Genomic DNA, 20184 nt, shown 5'->3' on the forward strand with positions numbered 1-20184 from the left:
ATTTTTGGGCTTTTTAAAAGAGCTCAAATATTTTTCAGAATAACTTTTCAACTTACACAGTTAGTGAGACACTACCAGATTAGCCGAAATCTTTACTGCACATTGTAATCCTCGTAAAATTTTATTCTATCTCCCATCAAAAACATTTTTTTCTTAGCAAAATGAATAGAAAACTGACTATACATCCATTCGTCACTGTCTTCCGTTCTGTACCAAAATGTATACGAAACACTGTTGTATCCTTCTTTACGTATAGCAGTGCCTTCCCAATTGCACTCTATTCCCCAGTTTATTTTTTTTCTTGTCATATCGTCATACTGTATTACTCCGGTGCCATCATCATTTAAAACTGTGCTGGGCTCTTTTTTGTCCGGAGGCAGGAATGTACCGGCAATATGATAAGGAAGAGTAGTGGTTATATAATGTTCTTTTGATTTATATACGATTTTATCAACCTGAATTTGTGAATGTGATTTAATAGAAACAAAAAATAAGATAAAAAGGAATGCTTTTAGGATTTTCATTTTACTTAGGTTTTAGGTTTGGAACTTTTTAAATGGGCATTTCTTTGGCTAATATACTTTAATTTTTGCAGGAAAGTAATCATTCATTTTTGAATTTAACTTAAAAGTTAAACTCAAAAAAATAATTATTTAAAAAAAGCCTCAGCAATATCTATTACTGAGGCTGTCTATATAATATAAAACTAAGTTTTAGTTTTTCTCAATCCACTTTCTTGCATTCACAAAAGCTTCATGCCAGGGTGTGTATTCGTCATTTCTGTCATTTGGATAATATGCCCAGTTCCATTGGAATGTAGAACGCTCAATATGAGGCATGGTAACCAGGTGTCTTCCTGTTTTATCACATAACATCGCTACATCATAATGAGAACCATTAGGATTTGCCGGATATCCTTCGTAAGCATATTTAGAAACAATATTGTAGTTTTCTTCACCCATTGGCAAGTTGAATTTACCTTCACCATGAGAAACCCAGACCCCTAAAGTGCTTCCTGCCAAAGTAGATAACATAACCGAATTGTTTTCCTGAATCTTCACAGAGGTAAAAATACTCTCATGTTTCTGACTGGTATTATGAAGCATTTTTCCGTGTACTTCATGTTCCGGGTTAATCACTTCTAATTCCATAAACAACTGACATCCGTTACAGATTCCAATAGATAAAGTATCTTCTCTCTTGAAGAAATTATCTAGAGCTGTTTTTGCTTTTTCGTTGTATAAGAAAGCTCCGGCCCAGCCTTTAGCAGAACCTAAAACGTCAGAATTAGAGAATCCACCAACAGCTCCAATGAACTGAATGTCTTCTAAAGTTTCACGACCTGAAATTAAATCCGTCATGTGAACGTCTTTTACATCAAATCCTGCCAGATACATGGCATTTGCCATTTCGCGCTCAGAATTACTTCCTTTTTCACGGATAATTGCTGCTTTTGGTCTTGGTTTAGAGTTGTCAATTACAGGCGCTTTTCCTGTAAAATGAGCTGGGAAAGTGTAATTTAAAGCCTGATTTTTATAGTTTTCAAAACGGGCTTTTGCAGTTCCGTTTTTAGATTGTTTCTGATCTAATAAATAAGAAGTTTCAAACCAAACGTCTCTGTATTTGGCAATATCTAATTTATAAATGCCAAATTCCAAAACTGCGATATTCTGTACTGAACCGATTTTGAAGAATTCAATATTGTTGGCCTTCAATTTAGCTTCAACTGCTGTATCAGATTTTGCCTGAAATACGATTCCGATGTTTTCAGCAAAAAGAATTTTCAAAAGGTCTTTTTCTGAGAAAGCGCTAAAATCAATCTTAGCTCCCAAATTCACATCAGCAAAACACATTTCTAATAAAGTAGTGATCAAACCACCGCTTCCGATATCGTGACCCGCTAAGATTTGGCTTTCGCCGATTAATTCCTGAACTGTATTGAAAGCATTTTTAAAGAAAGCTGCATCTTTAATTGTAGAAGTTTCGTTACCGATTGTATTTCTAATTTGTGCAAAAGAGGAGCCTCCTAATTTAAAATCATCCTGAGACAAATTGATATAATAAATTGATTCTCCGTTTTTCTGTAAAACTGGCTCAACAACTTTTCTAATATCGGTACAGTTTCCTGCAGCCGAAATAATAACCGTTCCCGGCGCAATTACTTCGTCATTTGGATATTTTTGTTTCATCGAAAGTGAATCTTTTCCTGTCGGAATATTGATTCCCAATTCGATTGCAAATTCTGAACAGCCTTCAACAGCAGCGTACAAACGAGCGTCTTCACCTTCGTTTTTACAAGCCCACATCCAGTTCGCAGATAATGAGATACCTTTTAACTGATCTTTGATTGGCGCCCAGATAATATTTGATAATGATTCTGCAATAGCGTTTCTGGATCCCGCAACAGGATCAATCAAAGCCGCAATAGGAGCGTGTCCGATAGAAGTTGCAATACCTTCTTTTCCTAAATAATCCAGAGCCATTACACCCACATTGTTCAAAGGCAATTGCAAAGGCCCTGCACATTGTTGTTTAGCAACTTTTCCACCAACACAACGGTCCACTTTATTGGTTAACCAGTCTTTTGAAGCAACTGCCTCCAAACGTAAAACGTCTTTTAAGTAGCTCTCAAAATCTCCTTCGTTGTAAGTAACATCCGTATATTTTCTGTCGATAGTTTTGTCGGTCATAACCGTTTTTGGAGAACTTCCGAAGAAATCTTCCAAAGCATAATCCATCGGTTTTGAACCATTTGATTTTGATTCAAAAGTAAAACGGTGATCTCCCGTTACATCTCCAACTTCGTACATTGGCGAACGCTCTCTGTCGGCGATTCTTTGTAAAGTATCAATAGCTGCCTTGCCAATAACCAATCCCATTCTTTCCTGAGATTCGTTACCAATAATTTCTTTTGCAGAAAGTGTTGGATCGCCAACGGGTAATTTATCCAAATCGATCAAACCTCCAGTTTCTTCTACTAACTCAGAAAGACAGTTTAAGTGTCCGCCAGCACCGTGATCGTGAATCGAAACAATTGGATTATTGTCGCTTTCTACTAAACCACGAATGGCATTCGCAGCACGTTTTTGCATTTCAGGATTTGAACGCTGAATTGCATTTAACTCAATTCCTGAACCGAAAGCCCCTGTATCTGCAGAAGAAACCGCAGCACCACCCATTCCAATTCTATAGTTCTCTCCACCAAGAATAACGATTTTATCGCCATCTTGTGGTTTCTTTTTGATTGATTGGTCTAATTTTCCGTAACCAATTCCACCCGCCTGCATGATTACTTTATCGTAACCAATTTTTCTGTTTTCTTCTTCGTGTTCGAAAGTTAAAACAGAACCTGTAATAAGCGGCTGACCAAATTTATTTCCGAAATCAGAAGCTCCGTTTGAAGCTTTGATTAAGATGTCCATTGGTGTTTGATACAACCATTTTCTTTCCTCCAGTGCATTCTCCCAAGTCCTGTCATCCTGAGCGGAGTCGAAGGATTTCAAACGAGAGTATGAAGTCATATAAACCGCAGTTCCGGCTAAAGGAAGCGAACCTTGTCCTCCTGCTAAACGGTCACGGATTTCTCCTCCGGATCCAGTTGCAGCTCCATTGAAAGGTTCTACTGTTGTTGGGAAATTATGTGTTTCGGCTTTTAATGAGATAACCGAATCAAATTCTTTTATTTCGTAAAAATCAGGTTTATCAGCCGATTTTGGTGCAAATTGCTGCACTTTTGGTCCTTTTACAAAAGCAACGTTGTCTTTGTAAGCAGAAACAATATCGTTAGGATTTTCCTGAGATGTTTTTTTGATTAATTTGAAAAGAGAAGTTTCTTTTTCTTCACCGTCAATAACAAAAGTTCCGTTGAAGATTTTGTGACGGCAGTGCTCTGAATTCGCTTGTGAGAAAGCAAAAATCTCAGAGTCAGTTAATTTTCTGCCTAATTTAGTCGAAAGATTGTTTAAGTATTCAACTTCTTCTTCGCTTAAAGCTAAACCTTCAACTTTGTTGTATGCAGCAATATCATCAATCTCCAGAATTGGTTCCGGCTGAATGTTGATAGTAAAAATTTCCTGATCTAATTCATTGAATTTTTGAAAAAGCATTGGATCAAAATCATTGAAATCTTCCGTTGCCGGATGAAATTCTTCAATTCGGATAATGCCCGGAACACCCATGTTCTGAGTAATTTCAACAGCATTTGTACTCCAAGGTGTGATCATAGTGGCGCGCGGACCAACAAAAAAACCCGTCAGTGCGGATTTTTCGATCTTATTTGCGTCGGCAAAAAGCCAGTTTAATTTTGAAATGTCTTGAGCTGAAATTTCGTTTTGCGTTTGTACGGCAAAAACAGTTTTGCTTTGGTTTTCAAAGAAATGGATCATTTTTTTGTGTAGTTTGTTGTATTGAGGTGCAAATTTAGTTTAAATAAATAGTAAGCGCAAATTTGATAACAAAGTCTTTGGAAAATCATAAAGTATTTATGTGGTTTTTGAACCATATAAGTGATATAAGTTCATTTAATACCTGTTGTAAGGATCATTAAATTGAGAAAAAAACTTAAGTTTTCTTAATATAACTTATTTGGTTAAAAAAATAAGGCTTTGCACTATTTGAGTAAAGTTGGCAAAATATGATTATTAAATTATTGTAAGCTATTAGTCCTTTTTAATACAATCGTATTCTCAAAATTTTCCACATTGAAATCTTTATCTCTTTTTCCAGTGATACTAATTGATAATTTCATTTCAGAATCACTTATAAATTTTGCTATTGCAAGAATTCTTCCTTTTTCAACTTCTTTTTTATTTTCTAGTAGTAATGCGATAAAATCTATTGATATGGGATTTGTTGAGTAATCAACAATGTATTTAAGCATTGCAGTTTTTCCATCATTTTTTCCTCCATTAATTTTGTAATTTTTTCCGTCAATAAATTCACCACTTATTGTCATTGAAGCGAAGTTGTCATCATAAAAAATAAATTTACCTTCATTTCCAGTATAATCTTTACCAGTCCATTCTCCAATAATTTTTGAAGTATCTTGTGAGAAAATTAAACAAGAAAAAAGCAATGTGAGTATTAAAAATATTCTTTTTGAAAATTTCATTTTAGGGATATTTAGTCTAAGGTATCTAATAGTAATAAAATAGGTGTTAACTTATTTCGGAAAATCTTTATTCTGATAAGCTCCCAAATCTGGCGGGGAAGTTCTCGTATTTCCAACAATATCCAGCGGAATTATAAAAGTCTGATTCCCTTTCGCGTAAGCGGCAGAAGTATTATCAATATTAAGTTTATTCAGATTTACATTAAAAAACTTTGGATTTTCGTTTAAAATAATAGCATTGTAATGTGCTGTATCTGTACCAAATTGATAGTCAGGATTTGATGTGCTGCCGAATTTCAGTAAACAATTATTTAACTGATAAACAAATACTGTATTCGTGTCCTTATCTAAATTGAACTCATTAGTATTAGAACCATAAATGATACAATTATTAAAGGTAGCCTGAGTGAGCGGATTGGTTTCAGGAGTTGTTCCGGCCAGTTTATTGCTTAAATTAACTGCAAATTGCTGACCACCGGACCAGGTATTGTTAAATGTACAGTGAGTAAATTTATAGTCTCCTCCGTAAACGCAGGATAAAGCTGCTAAACCGGCATAATTGATAACGATATTCTCTCCGTTAATTTTAGCATTTTGAGCCAGAATTCCGTAATTGGAACAATCATAAATCTGGGTATTTTTAATCTGAAAAGTACTGGCATCCTGATTTCGTATATCCAGACCAATCTTGGCATTCTTTAAAGTTAAATGGTTTATGAAATGATTAGTACTTCCATCAGCGAATATAATTGAATTCCATTGTCCGGGAACATCGGAATACTCGGGTTCTAAACGATCGCCTTCAAAAATAACTTCATTCTCTAAATTTTTAGTAGTTGAAACATCTCCGTTAATCTGAAGTGAAGCTTTGTTACTTACAAAAAGCCCTGAATTATCATGAAAATGCACTCTCGCGCCAGTTTCAAAAGTTACTGTTTTACTTTCAGAAACTCCTGCGTATCCGTAAATTACGTAAGGTTTGTCATTGGTGAAAAGTAACTCATTTCCGTTGATTTCATCATTCTCATCGAGATAAAACCCGTCCACGTCTTTACCGTCTATTTCAATTTTTTCTTTGGTTCCGTCAGGATTTTGCTTAGGATATAAAAACACAGCATCCTGAATCAGGGTTACCAAAGCTACTTTTTGAAGATTTGTACCGCTGTCAAACTGAATTTCATCGGTATATAAAAAATCAACTGGATTGGCATCTGTAATATCTGCGGTGGTTTCGATAAAAATGTACAAACTGTCTTTGGCTAAAAGCGTAACATTATTAAAAATCTTGCCGTTGTTGCCATTCATTCCGTCAACTGTCATTCTGTATTTTGAGGTCAAACCGTTTTTTAGCTGAATAACCGGAATGTTAATGTCGTTTTTGCCCCGGTTATAAACCTTTAAATTATAAGTGCTTGATCCGATATTTTTAAAAACGGTATCCAAATAAACAGTGTCTTTTGAAAATTTTAAATCCCCGGAACTGGCAACGGTGTCAAAATCAGTCCGGCATGAACTCGCAGCTAAAAGGATTCCGAAAATAAAGAGCACAAAAGAATGACGCATTTGAATTGTTTTTCTGTAAAAATAGCAAAAATCTTATATGCGAAAAGCGATTTTTAATTTTAGAATAGCATTTTCTAAATAGTGTCTCATCTTTTATTAATTTTACGATTTTTAAAGCTAATTTTAATGAATTACACAAAAGAGCAAATTTTAGCGTATTGCAATGAGTTTTCGAAAAACACCTTGATGGAAACGCTAAAAATAGAATATATCGACGCCGGAGAAGATTTTTTGACCGCCAAAATGCCCGTAAATCCTGCTGTTCATCAGCCAATGGGATTGCTGCATGGAGGGGCTTCGGTGGCTCTGGCAGAAAGTGTTGGCAGTGCTGCATCACATTTTTTTATCAATGCAAAAGAGCAGGAAGTACGCGGTATCGAAATTTCGGCAAACCATCTAAAAAGTATCCGTGAAGGAGTTGTTTTTGGAACAGCCCGTATAATTCATAAAGGAAGAAGCCTGCATCTTTGGGAAATTAAAATTACAGACGAAGCCGGAAATCTGATTTCGCTTTGCAAACTGACCAATATGGTTTTAGAAAAAAAGAAAAGTGAATAAAATATGAATCCATTTTTCTTGAAAATCAAAAAACATAAAGAGCAAAATTTACCTTTTGTACTTTATTCAAAACCAAATTCTAAAAATCTCATTGGGATTTTGCAGCAAAATGATACTTTGTATAAAGTTTCGGATTATAGCGAAAAAGGATTTGTTTTTGCTTCTTTTGATGAAAAACAACTGATTTTAATTCCGGAAAGTGAATCGGAAATCATCAGGATTGATAAAGAAACAACAGTATTTGAACCAATTGAAACTGATGAGCTGAATTTTAATTCTGAAGAAAAAAAACAATATGAAGATTTAGTTTCGAAAGGAATTGAAACCATTAAAAATGACGAATTCAAAAAGGTAGTTTTATCCAGAAGTGAAATTGTAAATCTAACCGAATTTGATTTTGCAGTTGTATTTCAGCATTTGGTACAATTATACCCGACTACTTTTTGTTATTGTTTTTTTCATCCTGAAATAGGATTCTGGATGGGAGCAACGCCAGAACAATTACTAAAAGCGAACGGAAATATTTTTGAAACAACAGCTTTGGCTGGTACGCAAAAAGCCAGTTCTGAAACTGAAATTATCTGGAAGCATAAAGAAAAAGAAGAACAGCAGTACGTAACCGATTTTATAGTAAAACGACTTCGTGAATTTGCGGCTTCGGTTGTGATTTCAGAACCGTACAGCTTCAAAGTAGGATCAATCTGGCATATTAAAACAGATATTTCGGGAGTTTTAAAAGACAACTCGACTTTAAAAGAAGTAATTGATACGCTTCATCCAACACCGGCGGTTTGTGGTTTACCAAAGAAAAAGGCAAAAGCATTTATTTTAGAAAACGAAAATTACGACAGGACTTTCTACACCGGTTTCTTGGGGGAATTAAACAGCAGTTTTGAAGGGAGTAATACAAGTTCTGATTTATTTGTAAATTTACGAAGCATGCAGATTCAGGATAACAAAGCTACTCTTTATATGGGCTGCGGTATTACTAAAGAAAGCATTCCTGAAAAAGAATGGGAAGAAAGCGTCAATAAATCGATGACGATGAAAAGAGTCTTAAAAAAATAGTTTTAGGTTTAAAGTTTCAGGTTTCACGTTCTATGCGTAACTTGAAACTTGAAACTTGAAACTTGGAACAAAACAAAAAAAAATGAAATTAGATATATTAGCCTTTGGCGCTCACCCTGACGATGTAGAATTGGGTTGTGCCGGAACAATTTTAAAAGAAGTTTCCCTTGGAAAAAAAGTAGGAATTGTTGATTTGACCCGGGGTGAACTAGGAACAAGAGGTTCAGCGGAAATACGTGACGAAGAAGCAAAAGCAGCTGCTGAGATTTTAGGAGTAATAGTACGTGAAAATTTGCGTATGCGTGATGGATTTTTTGCAAATGAAGAAAAACATCAGTTAGAGGTCATAAAAATGATCCGGAAGTATAAGCCTGAGATTGTGTTGTGCAACGCCATTGATGATCGTCATATTGATCACGGAAAAGGAAGCAAGTTAGTTTCGGATTCCTGTTTTTTGTCTGGCTTAATGAAAATCGAAACTTCAATTGACGGCGAGAAGCAGGAAGCCTGGAGGCCTAAAGTTGTGTATCATTATATTCAGTGGAAAAATATCGAACCGGATTTTGTGGTAGATATTACGGGATTCGAAGAAAAAAAGATTGAAGCAGTCCTTGCTTATAAAACACAATTTTACGACCCGGATTCAAAAGAACCTGCAACACCAATTACAAGTAAAAACTTTTTAGAGAGTTTAAATTACAGGGCACAGGACTTAGGAAGGCTGGTTGGGAAAGATTTTGCAGAAGGATTTACAGTTGAAAGATATTTGGCAGTCAATAGCTTAGGAGATTTGATATAAAAAAGATGGATTTTTTTTTAATTTTTTCTTTGTAGAAGCAAACCTTTGTTATATATTTGCACTCGCTAAGCAAAAATGGTGGTTGTAGCTCAGCTGGTTAGAGTAGCGGTTTGTGGTGCCGCGGGTCGCCGGTTCGAACCCGGTCAGCCACCCAAAAATTTAAAGCCCTGAAGTAATTCAGGGCTTTTTTGTACATCTAATTTTGAATGAATTTTGGGATCAAGGATCAATCCGGGAACGTTTGGAATTTTGGAAAAAATATCCTTTTCCCAATTATTGAGATTAAAAGGGTTAAGGACAGTTAGATGTCCTTAGGCCAGTGATCAAAACAAAATTACCAAAAAAAAGACTGCCCTTTTAGACAGTCTTTCTTGTTTTATACTTTTACTAATAGCAAACATTCTTTTAATTCTGGTTTTCCGACTATAAAGCTTGTTAACCATTCTTGTAGTTGTTCCATTTCGTAAGGTAACAGTGTTTTGATCGCTTTTTCTAATTCTTTGCAAAAAAGCACCGGGTCGAAACTTACTCTTTCAAGTATTGATTTCGTGTAATCAAACATCATTTTTGACATAATAAAATAAGATTTTGGGGGGGTTATCTCTATTTTTAAACTCAAGCCAAATTTAAACAAATATGGTATATAAAAGTTATTTTTAACTTATTTTTTTTAAAATATTAAGAGCGAATTCGTTTTCTTACTGAATATAAAGCAATGTAGAATTGTTATAAATAACTATTGTGTGAATTGTTTTACAGCTCTGAACATTTCTCTTTTTCCGGGTGGGCCTGCTAATTTTTCAACGGTAAATCCAACTTCAATCATGCTTCTTTTAACAATTCCGCGGGCAGCATAAGTTACCAAAACGCCATTTGGTTTTAAACTATTGTACATTTTCTGAAAAATTTCGGTACTCCATAATTCTGGCTGTACCCTGTAACCAAAGGCATCAAAGTAAATCAAATCAAAAGTTTCAAAATCGTTTATTTCATGAAAAAATTGTTTTCTTTTGGTTAATGAAAAATGAGAAGTAATGGCGATTTTCTCATTCCATTCGCATTCATGCATCTTTTTAAAGATGTTTTCAAATGCATCAGCTTCTAATTCTGAAACATAATTCATCGCTAAGACTTCTTCTGAAGCGACAGGATAAGCTTCTGCACCCGTGTATTCAATGTTTTGTTGTTGTTCATCCGCTTCCAAAAAAGTAATAAAAGCGTTTAAACCGGTTCCGAAACCAATTTCAAGAATACTTACCGGTTTGCCTCCAAACAAAGAAAGACCATTTTTTATAAAAACATGTTTTGCTTCCTGGATTGCACCATGTTTTGAATGATAACATTCATTCCATTCCTGTAAATGGATTGTGGTTGAACCGTCTAGCGTTTTGATAATTTCTCTTTTCATTCCCTCATGAATTAAATATTCAATTTTTAAACCGATTTACAGCATTAATGCCAAAATTAAATAAAACAACTGCTCAAAGCCCTAAAAAAATCAACCTTTTTTCATAAATTCTTTATAAAAACCACTTAAAAATTTAAGTTTATTGTAGGATAAATAAATCGCAGTTAAATGCGGTAATTAATGGTTTTTTAGCAAGTAATTTATATAATTTTGTTTAATTTTGCATTCAATAAATTCTATTTTATATCATATCATCACTTTAAGAATTCTTCTTAAATAATGAACATTACGTAAAACTTACATTATTATGAGTACGACTCAAGCAAGCAAAATTGAAATCAGAAAAGCCACTTCTTCTAAGATTAGTAGTGTAGACTTTGAAAACTTAAGCTTTGGTGCTGTATTTACAGACCATTTATTTGAATGTGATTTTAAAAATGGGGAATGGCAAACACCGGTCATTAAGCCTTATGCTCCTATTTTAATGGATCCATCTTCTAAAGTCTTTCATTATGGTCAGGCAATTTTTGAGGGAATGAAAGCTTACAAAGATGACAATAATGATGTTTGGTTGTTCAGACCTGATGAAAACTACAAGCGTTTTAATAATTCTGCAGTTCGTATGGCAATGCCTGAAGTGCCGGAAGCTGTTTTCATGGATGGTTTAAATGAATTATTGAAAATTGACAAAGACTGGATTCAGAGAGGTAATGGAAGCAGTATGTACATTCGTCCTTTTATGATTGCTACAGGCCCTGGAGTTGTGGCTAATCCATCTGATGAATATAAATTTATGATTTTACTTTCTCCTGCTAAATCATACTATGCAGGCGAAGTAAAAGTAATTATTGCAGAACATTACAGTAGAGCTGCAAACGGAGGAATCGGAGCTGCAAAAGCTGCCGGAAACTATGCTGCACAGTTTTACCCGACCAATCTAGCAAACAAAGATGGATTTCAACAGGTAATCTGGACCGATGATGCTACGCATACTAAACTGGAAGAAGCCGGTACAATGAACGTGTTCTTTAGGATTAACGATACATTATTGACTGCTCCAACAAGTGAAAGAATTTTGGATGGTATTACCAGAAAAAGTTTAATTGCTATGGCTGAAAAAGAAGGTTTGAAGGTTGAAGTTCGTCCGGTAATTGTTACAGAATTGGTTGAAGCAGCTAAAAATGGTTCTTTAAAAGAAATTTTTGGAGCAGGAACGGCTGCTGTTGTAAGTGTTATTAAAGGATTCTCTTATCAGGATGTTTACTATGAAATGGCTCCGGTTGAAAATTCATATGCTTCATTTTTAAAAGAAAAACTGACTAATCTTCAAAATAAACTTGCTGAAGACACTTTCGGCTGGACTGTAAAAGTTCAATAGCTTAAAAAGAAGATTGATAAAAATAAACCCGACAGTTCATTTGTCGGGTTTTGTTTTTTATAAAAGTTTCGAAAAATCCGGTTTAAAATAATTAGGGCCTTTCATTACTTTTCCGTCTTCACGATAAATAGGTTTTCCGTCTTCACCTAATTTACTCATGTTACTACGCTGAATTTCATCAAAAACAGCTTCAATTTTGTCCTGCAGGCCGTGTTCAATAATGGTTCCGCATAAAATATACATCATGTCCCCAAGAGCATCAGCGATTTCAATTAAATCATTATTTTGAACAGCTTCAAGATATTCTTCATTTTCCTCTTTCATTAAATTATAACGAAGCAATTTTTTAGCCTCTCCAAGATCGGCAATTGGAGTCTGGCTGTGGCCTATTTTAAAAGCAGTATGAAATTCAGTTACTGCATCAAGCTGTTTTCTCATGTTTTATTCATTAAATGGACTGCCAAATTAGCAACAATTCATATACAATTCTCTAAATTTGCCAAAAATAATTTTCAACTATGTTTAGCCAGGGACAATTAATATTCGCAGTCTGTTTTTTTGTTGCATTTGTGATCGTAATGATTTTTGCTTATCGAAAGGATTTAGCCTTACATAAAATTTTCTATAAAGGCAATTATAAGGTATTGATTGGTTTCCTGCTTTTTATCGTTATTTTGTTTTTAATTAAATTCTTTTTTAAAAGATAAAAGATAAAGCATACTGTAAACTTGTAAAAATCGTTTGTTATATGTTTTAGATATGATTTAATTAAAAAGAATCGTTTTTATTTTTTTTGTTATTCATAACACAGTAATAAATTTATAACTTTACGACACCAAACAACCTACGCAATGAAAATCCTAAAATACCTATTTCTTTTACTCTTATTAAGTTTTATCGCTTTAAGCGTTTTTGTAGCTACACAAAAAGGTCTTTTCAGTGTAGAAAGAAGCAAAGTGATCAATTCGCCCAGAGCTACTGTATATCACTATGTAAATGATTTCAGGAATTTTGAAGATTTTGAATCCTGGGTGTTAGAGGATCCTAGTGTTAAAATGTCTTTTCCGGAAAAAACGGTTGGAAACGGAGCTTCGTTTTCATGGGAAAACAGCGAAGGTAAAGGAAGCGGAATAACATTACAGGCAAAAGAAGGCGAAAGTATTCATCAGAAAATCAGTTTTGACGGTACGGATGCAGATGTTCACTGGATTTTTAAAGACACGCTCAACGGAAAAACAAAAGTTACCTGGAAAGCAAAAGGTGAAATGAGTTTTTTATTTAAAATTTACACTGTTTTAAATGGTGGTTCTGATAAAATTATAGGAACGATGTATGAAAAAACACTTGTGAATATTGATAAGAATCTGGATTACGAAACTAAAACCTATGCTGTAAAAGTAAACGGCGTTGTAAAGAAAACAGAGAGTTTTTACATTAAACAGACTTTTACAAGCGAGATTCAGAAAGTAAATAAAAATGCCAGAATTGTTATTCCAAAATTGATGGCATTTAGCAAAACAAACGATTTATATACAAACGGAAAGCCTTTTATTATTTATCATACTTATGATACGAAAACTAATTTGGCTAAAATTTCAATTTGTTTGCCAATAAATAAGGAAATTTCTATAAGTTCGGGAAGTGATATTTTGTCTGGAAAACTGAATAGTTTTGATGCTGTGAAAACTACTTTAAAAGGAGATTATTCACATACTAAAGAAGCAATTTCAAAAACAATAGCCTTTATTAATAATGAAAAAATTGTTCAGGATTTAAGCTGGTCGCATCTTGAAATTCTAACTGCCGGTAAACTGGATGTTAAAAGTTCTTCTAAACTTGTAACTGAAATTTACTATCCGATTATTCCGAAGGTAAAGCCAATTGTGGTGGAGGAAACTCCAGTTTACAAACCACAGGCTGATCCGGCAATTCAAAAATCTTCAGCTGATCCGGTAGTTAAAAAACCTGCAGCAACGCCTCCGGCTAAAACAAATACTACTGAAGAGGAAGATTCAGAGTTTTAAAAAAAAACTAAAACCTGATTAAACCTTTTGTAATAAATTCATTCAAATAAACAAGATAGCAAAGAGACTTGATAAACGAGAAGGAATTTATAGCACGATTATTAAATCCTGAAACGCAAAATGCTGCGTTTCAGATACTCTTGTCAGAATATCAAAAACCATTGTACTCTCATATCCGGAATATTGTTTTGAATCATGATGATGCTGATGATGTTTTGCAGAATACCTTTGTAAAAGTATTTCAGTATCTGAAAAATTTTAAAGGAGAAAGTAAGCTTTTTTCATGGATGTACCGAATTGCAACCAATGAAGCACTGACTTTTTTAAGTCAGAAGGCTAAATTAAATGGTTTGACATCAGAAGCTTTGCAAAATAAAACCATTGATAACTTAAAAGCGGATACTTATTTCGATGGTGATGAAATTCAGATAAAGCTTCATAAAGCTATTGCTACTTTACCGGAAAAGCAGCAATTGGTTTTTAAGATGAAATATTTTGAAGAATTGAAATACGAAGAAATCTCTGAAATTCTGGGAACTTCAGTTGGGGCATTGAAGGCTTCTTATCATCATGCGGTAAAAAAAATTGAATTATATGTAACATCAAATTAAACCTTTTGTTATAAAACATATCTTATAGACATTATGAAAGTTTTTAAATTAGAAAATCAACCGAAAATAGAAACCGGGTTTAAGGCTCCTGATCATTATTTTGATGGTTTTTCGGTAAAGGTTTTACAGCAAATTAATGAAAAGGAAGTGAAAATAATACCTATTTACAAACGTAAAGAGGTTATTGCGATGATTGCTGCTGCAGTAGTTCTTATTGCGCTAATGATTCCTGTTGTGAATAATTATAATAAATCAAAAGAACTTGATGAGGCTACTTTAGAAACGTATTTGTCGTATCAGTCTACTATAAATCAGTATGATCTGATTCGTGAATTAGATACTAAAGACATTGAAGCGATAAATAAAAATGTTGTGCTGGAGCAGGAAACACTTGAGGATGTTTTATCTTCAAATCCAAATATTGAAAATTTAATTTCTGAATAAAAATAAAAAACTATGAAGATGAAAATCAAAAATATATTAGCAATATTGCTGTTTTTAGTTAGTTTTTCATTTTATGCACAAAGTGATAAAACAGATGAAAAACGGGAAAAAATAAAAGCCTACAAAGTATCTTTTTTAACTACAGAATTGGAACTTACATCTAATGAAGCAGAGAAGTTCTGGCCAATTTATAATGCTTTTGATGATAAGCAATATGAATTACGCCATCAAAAAATGAAGACCTATTTGCGGAAATTAAATGATGATAACGTTAATTCCCTTTCAGAAAAAGAAGCAGCTTCACTCTTATATCAGATAGAAAGTACAGATAAGGAATTGTATGTTTTAAGAGAGAAATATATGAGTAATCTTCGAAAGGTACTTTCTGCAAAAAAAATATTAAAGCTAAAAAAATCTGAAGATGATTTTAACCGAAAGCTGTTGAAGCAGTATAAGGAAAAAGCAGGTAAAAACTAATGAAAACATAGTCGTCCCCAAATACCACAAGGAACAACAGCGATAAGGCCCCTATATAATAATACTTACTTTATTATTTAGGGGTCTTGTTATTTATTTAAAACGTAATCTGATAACTTTGTTGTATCCTGCAGCAATTGCAGTGTTTCTGTTAATAAAACGAATCGTAAAAAGCTTAGTATCTGTAGATAATTGTGTCCAGTTTGCACCGCCATTTTGAGAATATTGAATTCCTTCAGAACCCACACATATAATTTCTTTACCATTTCCTCCGGGTACATACTGTATGCATGATGCATATCCAAAACCCATACCCTGGCCAATTAATTCCCATGTTTTTCCGCCATCTGTAGTAAACGCTTTATTGTCTTTTTTTTGGTTAGGAAGTTCGTAGTCGCCACCGGCAATAAATCCATGTTTTGAATCGTAAAAATCTGCTGTAAATATACCTGTCATCGCTTTTCCCTGAACAATAGGAGTTTCAATCGCTTTCCATGTTTTTCCTTTATCAGGAGAATAAAAAACACGTGATTTTTTTCCTCCTGACACCAGCCATGTGTCGTCTCCTTTTATTACGATATTTGAATTGCTGGCTGCAAAAGCGGCTTCGCCTTTAGCATTTGTAGGTAATTTATCTGATAATAATTTAGTCCAGGTTTCTCCGCCATCACGTGTTATAATAATTGAAAAAGTGTCTTCTGTTGGGTCGCCAATAGCGATTCCTTCCTTATCATTCCAGAATTGCATACTGTCGTAAAAAACCTTCTCATTGGCTTCTTTATAGACTAATTTTACCTGATGTGTTTTTTTGGAAACAGAATAAAGTAAAGCCGGATTTCCAACGCTCAGTAAAAATATGTTTTTTGAAGTTTGAGCGATACTTCTAAATTCTAATTTCAAGGTACCACGATAAATATGTTCTTCGAATTTTTCTTTTTTATCTAAATCATAATACCCAAAACGAGAGTTGTCTGCACCGTACCAAATTTTATTTTTATCTATAGAAATTGCCCTGATACTAATTTCATCCTCAAATAAAGTGTCTGTCTGCATTGATGTAAAACCACCATAGAAACTGGATTTGTCGTTATATTTCAATGGTTTAAAAGATAAAAATAAAATAAAGACACTACAAAATAACATTATTTTTTTCATATAGGTTAAGATTTAGTTGTTGCTAAAATACAATTATTTATAACATGTAAAATATATTTTGTTTTTTTTCTGGCATAGTAATTGGATACTCCAGAATATTAATCTTAATATGATTTGCCATGAAAGCCAAAGTACTTTTTTTAGCGCTGTTAACAATAGGTTTAACTTCCTGTGGCGTACAAAGCCAGACTACAGTTTATGCAAAAAACTCAGATATTAGTGATAATTTAGATTTAAGGGCTGTTGCGTCAATTTTTGGAGAATCAGCCAGTCTTCAGGATTTTGAAAGAAGATTAAACGATCCCAAATATCAAATATCAAATCTTGATTTAAATAATGATGACCAGGTAGATTATTTACGAGTAATTGAAACTGTAGAGAACAGAACTCACGTTATTGTTATCCAGTCGGTTCTTGATCGCGATGTTTATCAGGATATTGCGACAATAGATGTTGAAAGGGATAATTATAATAAAGTAAGTGTTCAGGTTGTAGGGAACAGTTATTTTTACGGTCCAAACTATATATATGAGCCTGTATATAATGTAACACCTGTTATTTATTCATCATTTTGGGTTACAAACTACAGACCTTATTATTCTACGTGGAACTGGGGTTTTTTTCCAGCTTATTATGTAGCGTGGAGGCCTTATCCAGTTTACAGATACAGAAACAATATCAATGTTTGTATCAATGTGAACAATCGCTACAATTATGTAAGTCACAGAAGAAGTTACAGAGCTCCTGTATTATACGAATCGAGACGTAGTTATGGTTATGAAAGACAGTATCCTAACCGTAGTTTTTCACAGAGACATGCAAATGTAAGTAACAGATATGATTTAGATCAAAGACGTGTAGCAAGCAGGGAATATAACAAGAGCCAAAATAGTTACAGTAACAACAGATCTAATTCAGATAGAATTTCTACGGATAACAGAAATTCAAACAGAGTTTATAGCGATAAAAGAAATATATCTGACAGAAGCTATAACTCAGACAGAATTGTTTCAGACAAAAAAAGTAATGCGGTAAGAGTTGAAAATAAACCAGGATACGATCCGAAAGGAAACACTAACGGGAATAGACGCAGCTCTGACCGAAACTTCAGTTCAGACAGAGTTGCATCCCGAAGAGATAATTCACGAACAGTAACTAATCCTGTGAGAGTTGAAAACAAATCAGGAAATGTATCAGGAGGAAATTCTAATCAATACAGAACAAATTCTCCAAGAGGAAATTCTGAAAACAGAGTCAACTCAAACAGAGCGGATTCAGGCCAAAGAGCAGAATCTTCAAGAAGCTATGCTCAAAACAGATCGTCTTCTGAAAGCAGAGTTGCAAGACCACAGGCTTCACAACGTTCCGAATCTTCAAGAGCAAGTCAGCAATCAAGAGGAGCAGAGAATTCTCAAAGAGCAAATGCTTCAGAATCAAGAGGTGGCGGAAGAAGAATTTAATCTCAAAAGAAAAATTTTTAAATCCATAAAAGCACAATCTAACGATTGTGTTTTTTTTGTTCTTTATAATTGAGGCTAATTTGTTTTAAAACAGTAAATTTGCAACCGTCTTTTATAAAAATAACATGAGCGCAGCGCATAAAAGCTTACACAGTAAGCTGTCTATAGGGGGATTATTGATTACATTAGGAATTATTTATGGAGATATCGGTACTTCTCCATTATATGTAATGAAAGCTATACTTGGTGACCACTCTATTGATGCAGATATTGTTTTGGGTGGTATTTCCTGTGTTTTCTGGACATTGACTCTTCAAACTACTATTAAGTACGTGCTTATTACCTTAAGTGCTGATAATCATGGCGAAGGAGGTATTTTTGCACTGTATGCCTTAGTCAAGAAAACTAAAATTAAATGGCTTATTGTGCCTGCTATTATTGGAGGTAGTGCCTTATTGGCCGATGGAATTATTACACCGCCTATTTCGGTTTCTTCTGCGGTTGAAGGAATAAAGACTTATTATCCTGAAATAAATACAATACCAATTGTTATTGGAATTTTATTTGTTTTGTTTACTATTCAGCAATTTGGTACCAAGTTGGTTGGTAAGTTTTTTGCGCCAATGATGCTTATCTGGTTTGCAATGCTGGGAACTTTGGGAGTCATTCAGATTTTAGATTACCCGGAAGTTATTAAGGCCATTAATCCTTATTATGCTTATCATTTGTTAGCGATACATCCTGATGGCTTTTTTGTATTAGGATTTGTTTTTTTATGTACTACAGGGGCAGAAGCATTGTACTCAGACATGGGGCATTGCGGAAGAAAAAATATTAGAATTAGCTGGATTTTTGTAAAATTAACTTTAGTTCTGAATTACTTTGGACAAGCTGCTTATTTAATTCATCATGAAGGTCAGACTCTCCAGAAGTTAGGCGGAGAAAATGGTAATCCGTTTTACTTAATTATGCCGGACTGGTTTCAGCCTGCCGGTATCGTAATAGCAACTTTGGCTGCGGTTATTGCATCTCAGGCTCTTATCAGCGGTTCTTTTACACTAATAAATGAAGCGATGCGATTGAATTTCTGGCCAAAAGTAAGAATTAAATATCCTACTGAAGTTAAAGGGCAATTGTATATTCCGTCAATTAACTGGTTATTGTTTTTTGGTTGTGTTGGAATTGTCCTGCATTTCGAAAAATCAAGTAATATGGAGCATGCATATGGACTGGCGATCGTGCTTTGTATGATCATGACGACAATTTTGCTAAATTATTACCTAATTATGAAAAGGGTAAAACTATATTTCATGGTTCCTCTAATCACAATTTATTTAATAATTGAAGGCTGTTTTTTACTTGCTAATATTACAAAATTTGCAGAGGGTGGTTATGTAACCCTGATTATTGCCATTATGCTGATTTCTGTAATGACAGTTTGGTATGTGGCTAAGCAAATTAATAAAAGCTACACTAAAATTGTCAAAATTGATGATTACAAAAAAGTGCTAATGGAATTAAGTAAAGACTTGTCTATTCCTAAATATGCTACACATTTAGTTTATATGACAAATGCGAACCGTATTGATGAGCTAGAGCAAAAAGTAATGTATTCGATCTTGCAAAAACGACCAAAAAGAGCAGATATTTATTGGTTTGTACACGTAAATATTTTAACTGAACCTTACAAAACACAGTATAAAGTAACAGAAATAGCCAAAGACGATATTTACAGAGTTGATTTTAATTTAGGATTTAGAGAACCAACCAAAATCAATTTGATGTTTAGGGAAGTTATTCGTGATATGGTGAAAAATGGAGAGGTTGATATTACAAGCCGTTACGAATCTTTAAATAAAAATAATATCGTGGGAGATTTCAAATTTGTACTATCTGAAAAATTCTTATCGAATGACTCCGATTTATTATGGCATGAAAAGATCATTATGAACTCCTACTTTTTAATTAAAAAATTAAGTTTGTCTGAAGAAAGCGCATTTGGATTAGACAGCAGTTCAGTAAAAATAGAAAAATTTCCAATGGTACTCCATGCTCCTGAGAATATAGGTTTAACGAGGATTGTAAAATAAAATCGTTTCTAAATACTTTAAAAAACACTCTTTTATACT

19 protein-coding genes and 1 tRNA gene are annotated in these 20184 nt (G+C 33.9%); 12 read left to right on the top strand and 8 right to left on the bottom strand.

Annotated features, from left to right (window positions below):
- Positions 1–92 precede the first annotated feature (92 nt).
- The 4 genes from GXM17_RS19960 to GXM17_RS19975 all read right to left on the bottom strand — a co-directional run bounded on the left by GXM17_RS19960 (position 93) and on the right by GXM17_RS19975 (position 6673).
- On the bottom strand, positions 93–524 hold the full coding sequence (locus GXM17_RS19960) for a hypothetical protein (protein WP_163401284.1): 432 nt from the start codon (positions 522–524) through the stop codon (positions 93–95).
- 189 nt (positions 525–713) lie between these two features.
- Positions 714–4385 (bottom strand): phosphoribosylformylglycinamidine synthase, encoded by a 3672-nt coding sequence (gene purL, locus GXM17_RS19965; protein ID WP_163401285.1) that lies wholly within the window; start codon positions 4383–4385, stop codon positions 714–716.
- Between the two features lie 260 nt (positions 4386–4645).
- Entirely contained in the window at positions 4646–5110 is a 465-nt protein-coding gene (locus GXM17_RS19970; RefSeq protein ID WP_163401286.1) for a hypothetical protein, read from the bottom strand.
- A 51-nt stretch (positions 5111–5161) separates the two neighbouring features.
- Positions 5162–6673, bottom strand: a complete 1512-nt coding sequence (locus GXM17_RS19975) for a hypothetical protein (RefSeq protein ID WP_163401287.1) — start codon at positions 6671–6673, stop codon at positions 5162–5164.
- A 126-nt stretch (positions 6674–6799) separates the two neighbouring features.
- On the opposite strand from GXM17_RS19975, the gene GXM17_RS19980 reads away from it, so the two are divergent.
- From GXM17_RS19980 to GXM17_RS19995, 4 genes are all read left to right on the top strand, one after another.
- Complete coding sequence (locus GXM17_RS19980) at positions 6800–7231, top strand: PaaI family thioesterase (RefSeq protein WP_163401288.1); 432 nt, start codon at positions 6800–6802, stop codon at positions 7229–7231.
- 3 nt (positions 7232–7234) lie between these two features.
- The gene (locus tag GXM17_RS19985; RefSeq protein WP_163401289.1) at positions 7235–8299 is read left to right on the top strand and encodes a chorismate-binding protein; all 1065 of its coding nucleotides are present in this window, start codon (positions 7235–7237) and stop codon (positions 8297–8299) included.
- An 82-nt stretch (positions 8300–8381) separates the two neighbouring features.
- Positions 8382–9098 (top strand): bacillithiol biosynthesis deacetylase BshB1, encoded by a 717-nt coding sequence (bshB1, locus tag GXM17_RS19990; RefSeq protein WP_163401290.1) that lies wholly within the window; start codon positions 8382–8384, stop codon positions 9096–9098.
- A gap of 78 nt (positions 9099–9176) precedes the next feature.
- Positions 9177–9250 (top strand) — tRNA-His (locus tag GXM17_RS19995).
- 224 nt (positions 9251–9474) lie between these two features.
- Here GXM17_RS19995 and GXM17_RS20000 read toward each other — a convergent pair.
- Both GXM17_RS20000 and mnmC2 read right to left on the bottom strand, forming a co-directional pair.
- Entirely contained in the window at positions 9475–9672 is a 198-nt protein-coding gene (locus GXM17_RS20000; RefSeq protein ID WP_163401291.1) for a hypothetical protein, read from the bottom strand.
- Between the two features lie 162 nt (positions 9673–9834).
- A complete protein-coding gene (mnmC2, locus tag GXM17_RS20005) occupies positions 9835–10506 on the bottom strand; it encodes a tRNA (5-methylaminomethyl-2-thiouridine)(34)-methyltransferase MnmC2 (protein WP_163401292.1) in 672 nt (223 codons plus the stop codon).
- A gap of 307 nt (positions 10507–10813) precedes the next feature.
- Between mnmC2 and GXM17_RS20010 the strand changes: the two genes are divergently transcribed.
- The gene (locus GXM17_RS20010; RefSeq protein ID WP_163401293.1) at positions 10814–11884 is read left to right on the top strand and encodes a branched-chain amino acid aminotransferase; all 1071 of its coding nucleotides are present in this window, start codon (positions 10814–10816) and stop codon (positions 11882–11884) included.
- 57 nt (positions 11885–11941) lie between these two features.
- On the opposite strand, the gene GXM17_RS20015 is transcribed toward GXM17_RS20010, so the two are convergent.
- Positions 11942–12322 (bottom strand): pyrophosphohydrolase domain-containing protein, encoded by a 381-nt coding sequence (locus GXM17_RS20015; protein WP_163401294.1) that lies wholly within the window; start codon positions 12320–12322, stop codon positions 11942–11944.
- A gap of 80 nt (positions 12323–12402) precedes the next feature.
- Between GXM17_RS20015 and GXM17_RS21850 the strand changes: the two genes are divergently transcribed.
- The 5 genes from GXM17_RS21850 (at position 12403) to GXM17_RS20040 (ending at position 15440) form a co-directional block, all read left to right on the top strand.
- Positions 12403–12591: a hypothetical protein gene (locus GXM17_RS21850; RefSeq protein WP_163401295.1), complete on the top strand. Its 189-nt coding sequence runs from the start codon at positions 12403–12405 to the stop codon at positions 12589–12591.
- Between the two features lie 144 nt (positions 12592–12735).
- Positions 12736–13908 carry an SRPBCC family protein gene (locus GXM17_RS20025; protein ID WP_163401296.1) on the top strand — a complete coding sequence of 391 codons (1173 nt, stop codon included), beginning with the start codon at positions 12736–12738 and terminating at the stop codon, positions 13906–13908.
- Positions 13909–13976: 68 nt separating this feature from the next.
- Positions 13977–14519, top strand: coding sequence for an RNA polymerase sigma factor (locus tag GXM17_RS20030; protein ID WP_163401297.1), 543 nt, complete (start codon positions 13977–13979; stop codon positions 14517–14519).
- A 33-nt stretch (positions 14520–14552) separates the two neighbouring features.
- Positions 14553–14963, top strand: a complete 411-nt coding sequence (locus tag GXM17_RS20035; RefSeq protein WP_163401298.1) for a hypothetical protein — start codon at positions 14553–14555, stop codon at positions 14961–14963.
- 18 nt (positions 14964–14981) lie between these two features.
- Complete coding sequence (locus GXM17_RS20040) at positions 14982–15440, top strand: sensor of ECF-type sigma factor (RefSeq protein WP_163401299.1); 459 nt, start codon at positions 14982–14984, stop codon at positions 15438–15440.
- 93 nt (positions 15441–15533) lie between these two features.
- On the opposite strand, the gene GXM17_RS20045 is transcribed toward GXM17_RS20040, so the two are convergent.
- On the bottom strand, positions 15534–16595 hold the full coding sequence (locus GXM17_RS20045) for a VPS10 domain-containing protein (protein ID WP_163401300.1): 1062 nt from the start codon (positions 16593–16595) through the stop codon (positions 15534–15536).
- 119 nt (positions 16596–16714) lie between these two features.
- Here GXM17_RS20045 and GXM17_RS20050 point away from each other — a divergent pair, with 119 nt between their 5' ends.
- The gene (locus GXM17_RS20050) at positions 16715–18055 is read left to right on the top strand and encodes a hypothetical protein (protein ID WP_163401301.1); all 1341 of its coding nucleotides are present in this window, start codon (positions 16715–16717) and stop codon (positions 18053–18055) included.
- A gap of 125 nt (positions 18056–18180) precedes the next feature.
- Positions 18181–20145 (top strand): KUP/HAK/KT family potassium transporter, encoded by a 1965-nt coding sequence (locus GXM17_RS20055; RefSeq protein ID WP_163401302.1) that lies wholly within the window; start codon positions 18181–18183, stop codon positions 20143–20145.
- Positions 20146–20184 lie beyond the last annotated feature (39 nt).

The organism is Flavobacterium fluviatile (assembly GCF_010645065.1).
Lineage (GTDB): Bacteria > Bacteroidota > Bacteroidia > Flavobacteriales > Flavobacteriaceae > Flavobacterium > Flavobacterium fluviatile.